This is a genomic window from Psychrobacter sp. APC 3279, assembly GCF_030407795.1.
GTDB lineage: Bacteria > Pseudomonadota > Gammaproteobacteria > Pseudomonadales > Moraxellaceae > Psychrobacter.
Window position 1 is genome coordinate 20,713 of sequence record NZ_JASDCR010000007.1, and the last position, 12,871, is coordinate 33,583.

At 45.0% G+C, this 12,871-nt stretch carries 9 protein-coding genes; 8 read left to right on the plus strand and 1 reads right to left on the minus strand.

Annotated elements, in window-relative coordinates:
• Window positions 1-151: 151 nt before the first annotated feature.
• Window positions 152-2,089 (minus strand): AAA family ATPase, encoded by a 1,938-nt coding sequence (locus tag QL898_RS04815; protein ID WP_290175989.1) that lies wholly within the window; start codon window positions 2,087-2,089, stop codon window positions 152-154.
• Window positions 2,090-2,415: 326 nt separating this feature from the next.
• Between QL898_RS04815 and QL898_RS04820 the strand changes: the two genes are divergently transcribed.
• The 8 genes from QL898_RS04820 to QL898_RS04855 all read left to right on the plus strand — a co-directional run bounded on the left by QL898_RS04820 (window position 2,416) and on the right by QL898_RS04855 (window position 12,642).
• On the plus strand, window positions 2,416-3,942 hold the full coding sequence (locus QL898_RS04820) for an aldehyde dehydrogenase family protein (RefSeq protein ID WP_114700459.1): 1,527 nt from the start codon (window positions 2,416-2,418) through the stop codon (window positions 3,940-3,942).
• Window positions 3,943-4,099: 157 nt separating this feature from the next.
• On the plus strand, window positions 4,100-4,426 hold the full coding sequence (locus QL898_RS04825; protein WP_057761120.1) for a DUF779 domain-containing protein: 327 nt from the start codon (window positions 4,100-4,102) through the stop codon (window positions 4,424-4,426).
• A gap of 190 nt (window positions 4,427-4,616) precedes the next feature.
• Window positions 4,617-6,245, plus strand: a complete 1,629-nt coding sequence (locus QL898_RS04830; protein WP_290175990.1) for a GMC family oxidoreductase N-terminal domain-containing protein — start codon at window positions 4,617-4,619, stop codon at window positions 6,243-6,245.
• 459 nt (window positions 6,246-6,704) lie between these two features.
• On the plus strand, window positions 6,705-8,345 hold the full coding sequence (locus QL898_RS04835; protein ID WP_290175991.1) for an ABC transporter substrate-binding protein: 1,641 nt from the start codon (window positions 6,705-6,707) through the stop codon (window positions 8,343-8,345).
• A gap of 195 nt (window positions 8,346-8,540) precedes the next feature.
• Window positions 8,541-9,557 carry an ABC transporter permease subunit gene (locus tag QL898_RS04840; protein WP_057761126.1) on the plus strand — a complete coding sequence of 339 codons (1,017 nt, stop codon included), beginning with the start codon at window positions 8,541-8,543 and terminating at the stop codon, window positions 9,555-9,557.
• Between the two features lie 133 nt (window positions 9,558-9,690).
• A complete protein-coding gene (locus QL898_RS04845) occupies window positions 9,691-10,605 on the plus strand; it encodes an ABC transporter permease subunit (protein ID WP_290175992.1) in 915 nt (304 codons plus the stop codon).
• A gap of 1 nt (window position 10,606) precedes the next feature.
• The gene (locus QL898_RS04850) at window positions 10,607-11,674 is read left to right on the plus strand and encodes an ABC transporter ATP-binding protein (protein ID WP_290175993.1); all 1,068 of its coding nucleotides are present in this window, start codon (window positions 10,607-10,609) and stop codon (window positions 11,672-11,674) included.
• Window positions 11,671-12,642, plus strand: coding sequence for a peptide ABC transporter ATP-binding protein (locus tag QL898_RS04855; RefSeq protein WP_290175994.1), 972 nt, complete (start codon window positions 11,671-11,673; stop codon window positions 12,640-12,642). Before QL898_RS04850 ends, QL898_RS04855 begins: the two co-directional genes overlap by 4 nt.
• Window positions 12,643-12,871: the final 229 nt, after the last annotated feature.

Consider the following 12,871-nt stretch of genomic DNA (forward strand, 5'->3'; position numbering starts at 1 on the left):
ACATAAAGGCTATCGCTATAAATGGAGGTAAAAACTGAGCGTTATCACGTTGAGTGCGCTAATGATTGCTGAATACTAAGAAGTAGCAAAAATAAAGCCTATAAAAATAAAGGTAACAAAGTTATAGGCAATAAAGCTACAAGCAGTAAAACTATGGCGTGATAAAAATCAATGCGAGGCGAATGGTATTGTAGTCAATGCTATGCTTAAGATGATCAAATATCGGACGCAGCTTGATGCTACCGTCATCATTGAAGTCATTTGGATTGTTAGCGACTTTAATAGCGACATAGGCATTGCCAACGGCTGTCATTACCTCATCGTCTGGGCGCAGATGATCACAGGCAAGGCTGGGATCTTGTGATTTTAGCTCACCGATATGACGCATGATAGTTGATTGTGACAGCTGACGCGCTTGTGAGATCTCTGCTATGGTCAGACTCTCCTCTAACAGCACTCTAGTCGCAAGCAAAGTACTCTCTGATTTATCAGAGACTTGATTGCCTAATTTTTGTTTTTTGTCTATTTGCGCTTGCTGCTGCTCGCGGCGTTTCTTTTGTAGCGTGGCATAAGCATCGATTACCGACTTGCTCAATGTCCCACCTGACTTCAACACGAATTTTTCATGTGCCTGCTGCATGCTTTCTTCATCTAGCATCGCATAGTTGGCATCGGCTTCTTCAGACAGTACCAAAAACCGCTTATCCGCACCGCGAGCCAATGGATCGAGTTGCAAGCTCATATCGTTCATACCTAGTAGCTGTAGGCCTGATAGTGACTTGAGGCGTGATAATGCCACATAGCCTTGTCCCAACTCAAAGGTACGCGACAAGTCAATTTCAGCCGCATCGAGGGTCATGCCCTGCGATTTATGAATGGTAATCGCCCATGCCAGACAGAGCGGCACTTGTAAGTAACTTGCTAGCACGTCACCTGTCTCATCTTCGATAATCCATTCTTCAGGCTCAGCGATAACTTCTCGTCCTGAATTAAGCCGCACGACAGGCATCTTTTGGGTCGTTGGTTTCTTCGACTTTGGTTTTTCTTTATCTTTCTTAGCAGCGGACTTTTTACCTTTTGTCGTTTTTTCGCCAGCATCCTCCTCATCAACGTCATCGCTGCTATCGTCTTCGATTAACGCGTCACTACTGTCTTTATCCTCTATTTTGACAGCAGCAAAACCAATCAACTCGCCCATCGTCCCGTTAGAGACACCAAGCTCAGCATTATTTTTAATAAACATGACCTTGGCGCCGACTTTGAGAATCAGCTCGTCTTGGGTTCGCACGGTCTTTTTTAGCGTCTCAACCAGCTTACTATCACCTGTCGCCGTCGCTTCAAAACGCATCATCTCGCCATCTAGAGACGCCAGCTCTTTGTCATTGATTTTATTAACGTTGAGATTGTGGGTATACAGACGCGTACGTTTGATATCGACACTTTGATCATACGTCGCTTCTAAAGCGGCAATCGCTTCAAAAGTCACTTCCTGACGGCGGATTTGGTTAAGAATATCGTCTAAATCGAGTCCGCCATTGGCTGCATCGCTGACTTGACGATGCTGCTCAGACAAGTAGCAAATATGGAACTTGGCATCGAGCCACGCTTCGGACATAAAGGCGAACTTTTCACGATTCGTCTCGCCTTTACTACCAATCGGAGGTAACTGAAAAAAGTCTCCTGCGACTACCACCTGAATACCACCAAACGCTTTGTCATTTTTGCGAATATGCTTGAGCACTTGGCTGACCAAGTTAAGCTGCTTGGCATGTAGCATCGAAATCTCATCGATGACCAATACCGCAGTATCTTTCAATCTGTCGGCTAAGAACTGCTTGCGTGACAAGGTGGACAAATCTCGATCAGTCAGCTCATCTTTGATACCGATGCCTGACCAACTATGAATCGTCGTGCCATTCATGTGCGTGGCGGCAATACCCGTACTGGCTGTCACTGCAACAGGAACACGGCGGGCGCGTAGATAATCGATGTATTGATTGAGAGTATAAGTCTTACCTGAACCTGCTGAGCCAGTCAAAAAGACGTTTTGACCTGTTTTTAGGATATCAAGAGCAGAAGATTGACGCATAGATCCAAACCAACCAATATTATGAAGAAGAAATAATACAAAAAGACAGCCGCCATGATTAACTCAATAACCATAGTAAGCCAAAATAGATGCTCACAATTATAACAGCTGCATACCGTTTGCGAACCATTTTAACCGATTCATATCACATAACTTAAAGTTATACGATACAAAATATATCATTATAAAAAGTCATTATCGTTCTGCTAAAAAGCTCAGTACGATAGGATAATAACTTGGTTAGGAAGACCAAGAATGTATTTTTAAATGGTCATACGTAAGTAACCATATTTTAAATAACCATAATACACAACAAGGAGTGGTTAATGTTATACGCTTATCCCAATACTGAAAACAGTCCCGTCCAATTCCGCGAAAAATACGATAACTTTATTAATGGTGAGTGGACCCCTCCTGTCGATGGCGAGTACTTTGACAACCCAAGCCCTATCGATGGTAAAACCATTTGCCAAGTCGCCCGTTCAAAAGAAGCAGATATCGAAAAAGCCCTAGATGCTGCGCATGCTGCCAAAGACGCTTGGGGCAAAACCAGCGTCGCTGAACGTGCCAATTTATTATTAAAAATCGCAGATAGCATGGAAGCCAATCTAGAAGCGATCGCTATTGCTGAATGCTATGAAAATGGTAAGCCTGTACGCGAGACCTTGATGGCAGATATTCCACTAGCCATCGATCAATTCCGTTATTTCGCCAGCGCCATCCGCGCCCAAGAGGGCGGTATCAGCCAAATTGATGAAGACACCGTTGCTTACCATTTCCATGAGCCGCTAGGCGTTGTCGGGCAGATCATCCCATGGAACTTCCCTATTCTAATGGCAGTATGGAAAATCGCCCCTGCTCTAGCCGCTGGTAACTGTATCGTCATGAAGCCTGCTGAGCAAACGCCTGCATCGATACTATATATGTTAGAAGCGATCGGTATCGCTGATATCTTACCTAAAGGCGTGTTAAACATCGTCAATGGCTTTGGTGTCGAAGCTGGTAAACCACTTGCCTCAAACCCACGTATTAACAAAGTTGCCTTCACTGGTGAGACCACAACGGGTCGTCTTATCATGCAGTACGCCAGCGAAAACATCATTCCAGTGACGCTAGAGCTTGGCGGCAAAAGCCCAAATATCTTCTTTGCTGATGTCATGGACGAAGACGATGACTTCTTGGACAAAGCGGTCGAAGGCCTAGTCATGTTTGCCCTAAACCAAGGTGAGGTCTGTACTTGTCCATCACGTGCGCTCGTACACGAAAGCATCTATGACGAATTTATCAAACGCTGTATCGCTCGTGTCGAAGCAATCAAAATGGGCAATCCACTAGATACTGAGACTATGATTGGTGCGCAAGCCAGCTCAGATCAGTTAGAAAAGATTTTATCTTATCTTGATATCGGTAAAAAAGAAGGCGCAAAAGTCCTAGTCGGTGGCGATCAAGCCAAACACGATGGCGACCTAGCAGACGGCTATTATGTTAAGCCAACTATCTTTGAAGGTACCAACGACATGCGCGTGTTCCAAGAAGAAATCTTTGGACCTGTGCTCGCTGTCACCACCTTTAAAGACGACGAAGAAGCCATGCAGATTGCCAACGACACCCTATATGGTCTAGGCGCTGGCGTTTGGACACGTAGCGTACATAAAGCCTATCGTTTCGGACGTGGTATCCAAGCGGGCCGCGTATGGACCAACTGCTATCACCTATATCCATCACATGCGGCATTCGGTGGCTATAAGCAATCAGGTATCGGCCGCGAAAACCATCTGATGATGCTCGATCATTATCAGCAAACCAAAAACATGCTGGTGTCGTACAGCCCTAAAAAAATGGGTTTCTTCTAATCTAACCTGTGAACGCATGACAGTACTTAGAAAACAAATGCAATCTGTCGCAAGATAGGTTGCATTTTCACTTTAAGAAGTCGTAAAAAGCCATGTTTTGAATAATAGTTTTTTAGAATTATATGGTTTTTCGACACTGATAGCATAGGAGTTGATTATGAAAATTGCAGCAACAGAGTCTTGTAAAGCGTTAATTGAGCTATTGAAATCCAAGCACGGGGAGCTAATGTTTCATCAATCAGGTGGCTGCTGCGATGGTAGCTCGCCCATGTGCTATCCATTAGGAGAGTTCAAGGTAGGTGGTCAGGATGTATTGGTTGGTGAGCTTGCTGGCTGTCCATTTTATATGGGCAAGGCACAGTACAATTTATGGCAGCATACTGATCTCACCATTGATGTCGTCAATGGTCGCGGTGCGAGCTTTTCGTTAGAAATCCCTGAAGGCAAACGCTTTATCGTACGCTCGGAAATCTGTGCGATATAAGCACGTTTGACGCAAAACTAGGTAGCATTAATCTTAAATAATGTACCGAATATAACAGTCTTAGCGTGTCCTATAATATTGACTCAAACAGATACCGCAGAGTCATTTTTATTTTATTATTTCAGCAGAATAATAGTTACTGTAAAGCGTACCCTATTTTAATTAGCATGGATGCTATAAGGAATATAAAATGGAATTTGACACAACATTTGACTATGTCATAGTCGGTGGTGGATCAGCAGGTTGCGTGCTCGCCAGCCGTCTCACTGAAAACCCAGATATCAGTGTCTGTTTATTAGAGTACGGCGGTGATGGCAAAGATCTAGCAGTTCGTGTGCCTGCTGGACTGATTCTGATGGTTCCTGGTAAACCGCTTAAATTGAACAATTGGTGCTTTCACACTACCCCGCAAGAGCACCTTAATAATCGTAAAGGTTTTCAGCCGCGTGGACAATGTCTGGGCGGATCATCAGCAATCAATGCCATGATCTATACGCGTGGTAGCAAGCTAGATTATGAGCGCTGGGTAGAGCAAGGCTGTACTGGCTGGGGGTTTGACGATGTATTGCCCTACTTTATCAAAGCTGAAAACAACGTTCGTGGTAGTGATGACCTACATGGTGATAGCGGGCCGCTGCATGTTAGCGACCTACTCAGTCCGCGAGACATCTCCAAAGCATTCGTAGAAGCTGCGATTGCCAATGGCCTAGATCATAACACCGACTTTAATAGCGAAAAGCAAGACGGTACAGGGTTGTATCAAGTCACTCATTTCCATGGTGAAAAACAAGGCCAACGCTGCTCTGCCGCGGCTGCCTATCTGCATCCTGTCCAAAACCGCTCTAACCTAACTGTCATCACTCATGCGCAGGCTAACCGCGTCATTATCGAAGACAATCAAGCGACAGGCGTCGTCTACGAAAAAGACGGTGTTGAACATACTGTCACGGCGCGTCATGAAGTCCTACTATCAGGTGGTGCGTTTGGTTCACCCAAAGTCCTGATGCTCTCAGGTATTGGCCCTGCAGAGCATTTGCAGTCTCATGGTATCGATGTGGTAGTAGATGCACCTGAAGTCGGTGGCAATTTGCAGGATCATTTAGACGTCGTCTTTGATTATGAGGTCAATACGACTGATGTTATCGGTATTGGCATGGCATCTATTTCGACATTGACCAAAAGTATTCGGCAGTGGAGAAAAGACGGTACAGGGCTGCTGTCTACCAACTATGCAGAAGCAGGTGCGTTCTTTAGCGTCGGTGATGACCCAAAAGAGTGGCCAAACACACAGCTGCACTTTGTCATCTCGCGCGTGATAGAGCATGGTCGGGACCTCAGACGCGGCTTCGCTGTCTCTTGTCACAGTTGCTACTTACGACCTGAAAGTCGAGGTACTGTCAGATTGGACTCAGCTGACCCTTCCGATGCCGTCTTAATCGATCCAAACTATCTGTCGCATCCAAAAGATGTAGAGTATATGGTTGCCGGTGCCGAGCGTACTCGCGCCATCATGCAAGAGTCCGCACTCGCTAAGTACATCACTGAAGACTATCCTGCCCCTTACCTCGAAAAAGACGGCATGCTCGGCTATATCCGAAATAAGTCAGATACCATCTATCATCCAGTAGGCACTTGCCGCATGGGCTCAGATGATAGCTCTGTGGTCGATTTGGAATTAAAGGTACGAGGTGTGAGCGGATTGCGAGTTATCGACGCTTCAGTGATGCCAACGCTTATTAGCGCCAATACCAATGCGCCAACTATTATGATTGCCGAAAAAATAGCCGATCTCATTAAGGCGAATCATGGCCCTATTTGATGCTGTATTGGGCAAACTGCTTATAGCTGATTGCTTTAAAGAGACATAACTTTATTATTTCTAATTGTTTACACTTAGTAAAATTGTAACTGGTTAGCAATCTAAAAATGTATCTCTTTGCTACTTAGAGCGAATAAACATAAAGCCATAGAATTTAGTATTCAATATCTTATTGATGCTAAATACGGCAAAACCATGCATTTTTTATCAAAATTAGTCGATTTATTGCTTGCATTATCACAGATTAAGAGAGTATATTCGAACGACTTGTTTATATTTTTAGTTTCCATCTATATAATTTAAAGTTATAACAACTTTTAATATGTTTCATTTTGTATATATAAAATAATGCATAGATAGATACTTTAGAGGTCACTAAACGCTTTCTCATCGTATTCATGCTCGAGTACGAACATATGGATACATGAGTACCTACCTACCATTACATAGGATGTAATAATGCAAAAATCACTCTTCAAACTTACGATGTTGGCGACGTTTGTCTTGGGTATCAGCGCCTGTAGTGGAGACAACAAAACTACCGACGACTCTGCTGCTAGCTCAGACGCTAAAGCTGCCAAAACATTGCTCTATTGCTCAGAAGGTAGCCCTGCTGGATTCGATCCAGCGCAATATACTTCAGGTACTGATTTTGATGCGAGTGCCTTCCCTATCTATAATGGCTTGGTAGAATTCAAAAGAGCAGAAACTGAGATTCAGCCAGGACTTGCTGAAAGTTGGGATATTAGCGAAGACGGCAAGACTTATACCTTTAATCTACGCAAAGGGGTTAAGTTCGGTACAACTGACTACTTCACTCCGACTCGCGATTTCAACGCAGATGACATTGTCTTTACGCTAGAACGTATCACTGACCCAGACTTTGAATTTAACAAAGCTTATCCTGCTGAATTCCCATATTCGGTCGGCATGGGACTACCTGATATTATCTCTAATATCGAAAAGGTTGACGACTATACGGTAAAAATTACCCTTAGCGAGACCAATGCGCCGTTCCTACAGAACCTAGCGATGCCTTTTGCTTATATTGGTTCTGCTGAGTACGCAGATCAATTGCTAGCCTCTGGCAATGCTGCAGATATCAATACTAAGCCCGTCGGTACTGGACCTTTCGTCTTTACCTCATATCAAAAAGACGCACAAATTCGTTATACCAAAAACCCAGACTATTGGAATAAAGACGACATCTATATCGACAACCTAGTATTTGTCATTACCAAAGACTCGGCAGTTCGTGCACAGAAAGTGCAAGCTGGCGAATGTCATGTGTCCGCTTATCCAAAACCTGCCGAAATCGAATCTGTCAAACAATCAGGTAAAGCCACTGTTCTCGATCAGCCTGGCTTCAACGTTGGCTATGTCGGTTACAACGTAGAAAAACCTCAACTGAGCGATCTTAAAGTCCGTCAAGCATTAGATATGGCGATCAACAAAGACGCTATTATTAACGCGGTTTATCAGAGCGAAGGCCTCAAAGCAACCAACCCAATGCCGCCAACGCAGTGGGGCTATGATGAGTCACTTAAAGACGCGCCTTACGACGTCGAAAAGGCAAAAGCACTGATCAAAGAAGCTGGCGCGGATAACCTTTCTATCAATCTATGGTATATGCCAGTTCAGCGTCCGTACAACCCAAATGCCAAGCTAATGGCTGAAATGCTACAAGCAGATTGGGCGAAGATTGGCGTCGATACCAAACTTGTGACTTATGAGTGGGGTGAGTACCTAAAACGCGCTGCTAAAGGCGAGCCTGATGTCATTCTAGCCGGCTGGACTGGCGATAATGGCGATCCAGACAACTGGCTTGGTTCATTATTGTCTTGTGACGCGGTCGGTGGTAACAACTACTCGCGCTGGTGTAATAAAGACTTCGATAATTTGGTGACCAATGCCCGTCAGATTAACAATCAAGATGAGCGTGTCAGTGAATACGAGCAAGCTCAGCAGATATTCAAAGAGCAGCTTCCTTGGACGACGATGGCACACTCGGTAGTGACGGTATTTACCGCACCAAACGTTGTCGATTATAAAATCAGTCCGCTTGGCTCAATACGCTTCGATGGTGTAAAAGTTGAATAACCTTGACTGATTAATTCCGTTACGACATAAGCAATTTATTCATTTTATTCATTCATATAAGTGCGGCTGGGTCAGATACTCTGCTCCAGCCGCACTTATATGAATGATATGGACAATATGAACTAAGCGCTTTGTCACGGATTTCTTCATCATCGCTAATACTCTAATCATTGAACCACAACTATTGAGCAGCCCATGCTACTTTATATTCTGCGTCGTATTGCCATTTTAATACCCGTCTATCTTGGTCTAACTCTATCGACCTTTACTCTGATTCGTCTCGTACCTGGAGATGCGGTCGAGATTATGATGGGCGAGCGTATGGTCGATCCCGAGCTACATGCCCGTGCCCTAGAACGACTAGGATTAGACAAACCGCTCGTTGCCCAGTATTGGGATTATTTGACTGGCATCTTAACGGGTGATTTCGGCCAGTCCTTTCGTACTCGTACGCCCGTATTGCAAGACTTCTTTGCCCACTTTGTTCCTACTCTAGAATTGGCATTATGCGCTATTGTTATCGCTAGTGTCATTGGTGTCAGCTTAGGCATCTTTGCTGCCTTGCGCCGTGGTACATGGATTGATTACACCCTCATGTCAGGCGCGTTGGCAGGTTACTCTATGCCTATCTATTTATTGGGCCCTATCCTGACTGGTATCTTCGCTCATTATTTAGGTCTCCTGCCCGTCGCTGGGGTGATATCTGTCGCACAGTTTTTAGATGTGCAACCACTGTATGGTTCATGGTTACTCGGCTCACTAAGTTCGGGAGAACCTGGCGCGTTTTGGAACGTGGTCAAACACTTTATATTGCCCTCTATTGCTCTATCGACCATTCCGTTAGCGATGATTGCACGGATGACACGCTCTGCGATGCTAGAGGTACTAGATGAGGATTACGTGCGTACAGCGCGAGCCAAAGGCTTATCTCCACGCCGAGTGATACTAGTCCACGTAATGCGTAACGCCTTGATTACTGTGGTTACCGTCGTTGGCTTGCAGATGGCGACATTGCTTGCAGGTGCCATTATTACCGAGACTATCTTTAGTTGGCCAGGCGTTGGTAATTGGCTACTCGATGGGTTTTTCACTCGTGACTACCCTATTGTACAAAATGGTATTTTATTGGTCGCCACCGCTCTGATTTTGGTTAGTTTATTTATTGATATTTTGTATGGTCTGATCAATCCACGTATTCGCCATACTTCTTAATTTAACATTGATAAATAATCACATTATAAATAGTGATAATTAGCGCTCAAGTGAAGTTTTAGCAATGCTTAGTACTTTTTTATGAATAAGATTCTAAAAAATGTCACTGCGCTAGCCACTATAGGAAATGCTCATGAAGCCTTCTGTTCTCCCCTCTGATGTCAATCTGATGGCAGCCACACCGCCGTCATCTTGGCAGCTATTTTTATCGACGTTCTGCCGAAACAAAGGCGCCGTGATTGGTTTTATCGTACTGGCATTAATGGTTCTAGTTGCCATACTCGCGCCTGCTATTGCGCCTCATGATCCTTATGAGTTGTTCACCGGTCAAGAGCAATTGCCACCTGCCTTTTTAGATGGCGGCAATGCGATGTTTTGGCTAGGCACTGATGATGCGGGCCGAGATACATTGTCTCGAGTGATGTATGGCGCGCGTTATTCATTATTTATCGGTCTAAGCGCAACGACTTTAGCGATGTTGGTTGGTATTTCTTTAGGTCTAAGTGCAGCGTTTTGGCCAAAGGTCTGGGGCAAAGCGGTCATGTTGGTCAATGATATCCTGATGTCATATCCGAGCTTGCTATTGGCCATTATCATTGCCGCTATCTTAGGGCCATCTATGACCAATACGATTATTACAATCGCACTGGTCTGTACACCGCCATTTATTCGTCTGACTCGTGCCACAGCGATGGTGGAGCTGCAACGTGATTACTTTATCGCCTCACAAGTGATGGGTGCTGGCGTGCTCCGTTTATTGTTTATCACCATTTTGCCCAACTGTATGGCACCACTGATCGTACAGGCAACGATGATTTTCTCGTCTGCTATTTTAGAAGCAGGTGCGATTGGTTTCTTGGGCTTTGGTGTACAGCCACCAGATGCCGAATGGGGCGCGATGCTAGGTACGGCACGTCAATATATTCAAAGTAATGTTTGGCTAGCCATCTGGCCGGGTGTCGCTATTTTCTTGGCTGCACTATCGATCAACCTGACTGGTGATGGCTTACGCGATGCGCTAGATCCTAAATTAAAGCAGGTGACCTAAGATGACTGAACCATTAATTAATACGCCTATCACTCACACGTCTATGAATGGCGCATCGACAAAAGACTCACCATTGCTGCTAGATATTGAAAACCTGTCTGTCACTTTTGGACAAGGAGTGCGTGCCTTTCGTGCCGTTGACGATGTATCGTTAAAGATTACTCAAGGGGAGGTCATCGCTGTCGTGGGTGAATCTGGCTCAGGTAAGTCGGTCACGATGATGGCATTGATGGGACTGTTGCCACCTTCCGCGACCGTACGTGCACAGCGAGTGGTCTTTGACAATAAAGACATGCTCAGTATGCCAGCCAAAGAAAAGCGCGGCATCATTGGTAAAGACATCTCTATGATTTTTCAGAATGCGATGTCTTGCCTAAATCCAAGCTTTACGGTTGAGATGCAATTGGGTGAAGTACTACGCAAGCACCTTGGTTTACGAGGCGCAGCCGTACAAACCCGCATCTTAGAGCTGCTAGAGTTGGTCGAAATGCCCGATGCAAAGAATCGTCTCAAGGTCTATCCGCATCAACTATCAGGTGGTATGAGTCAACGAGTCATGATTGCGATGGCTATTGCTTGCGAGCCAAAACTACTTATCGCAGATGAACCAACCACGGCTTTAGATGTCACTGTACAAGCGCAAATCATGGACTTGCTCAGCCGATTGCAACGCGAAAAACAAATGGCCATGGTATTAATCACTCACGACTTAGGACTGGTTGCCCAAAACTCGCGTGATGTCGCGGTCATGTATGCCGGACAAGTGGTTGAAACCAGTACTGTGCCAGAGATTTTTCAACATCCTGCTCACCCTTATACCGAGGCATTACTGCAAGCCATCCCTGAGTTGGCTATCGGTCAAGATAGATTGAACAGTTTACCAGGAGTCGTACCAAGTCAATATGATCGTCCAAGTGGTTGCTTACTGTCTCCTCGTTGTCCGTATAAGGAGCCCGCTTGCGAAGTACCGCCACCTATTTTAGATACGCCCAATGGCAAGGTGCGCTGTATTGATTCTGATATTACCTCTCGACCCTCTCACGCTGCTACCTTGGAGTCACAAGTATGAGTAACAAAGTGGTCCTAAAAGCAGACAATCTACATAAGCACTACCCAGTATCACAAGGTCTGGGCAAAGCAAAGGCCTACGTGAAAGCGCTCAATGGCGTCTCATTCGAGCTTGAAGCTGGCAAGACATTGGCCGTCGTTGGTGAGTCAGGCTGCGGTAAATCCACGCTTGCCCGCCAGTTGACACTGATCGAAGCGCCTACACATGGTGAGCTATTTATCAATGATGAAGGCACCACAGGCTATAGCAGAAAAGCGCTAAAAGAGTTGCGTACTGAAATTCAAATGGTCTTTCAAAATCCTTATGGTAGCTTGAACCCGCGTCATACCATTGGCTATCAATTGACAGAACCATTGGATATCCATACCAAACTGTCCAAAGAAGAAAAGCGCGACAAAATCAACGAGATGATGAGACATGTCGGTCTACGTCCAGAACACGCTGGTCGTTATCCGCATATGTTTTCGGGTGGACAGCGCCAACGTATTGCCCTCGCCCGCGCGATGATGCTCAATCCTAAAATTGTCGTCGCTGATGAGCCGACCTCCGCCCTCGATGTATCGATTCAGGCGCAAGTCTTGAATCTATTTATGGATTTGCAGGATGAGTATCGCACCGCTTACGTCTTTATCTCGCACAATTTGTCGGTCGTGCGCCACGTCGCTGATGATGTGATGGTGATGTATTTAGGTCAAGCGGTCGAGCACGGCCCCAAAGAAGCGATTTATAATGCGCCAAAGCATCCCTATACCATCGCGTTATTGGCTGCGGCACCAACGGTAAACGGTCATAAAAATGATTTGACCCTACAAGGTGAGCTACCAAGTCCGCTTAATCCACCAAGTGGCTGCGCCCTACATAAACGCTGCCCCTATGCCAAGCAGCAATGTAGCGAAATAGAGCCAAAGCTGCGCGAATGGGACGGTCGATTGGTTGCTTGTTTACGTTTAGAAGAGATATATGGTTAAGGTGATTAAGGTTAAAATGATTAAGGTTAAGATGATTAACGACTAATCAATATTCACCACACCGCGGCACTTAGGAAATTGGCTACAACCAAAAAAGGTCTGTCCTTGATTCAGGCCTTTTTTTGCCACGCATTACAGATATTTAGCTTTACTCAAATTAAGCATGTTAAATCGAAACATCATACCAATTAATTATTGATATGATATATTACAAAATATAATTTTATTC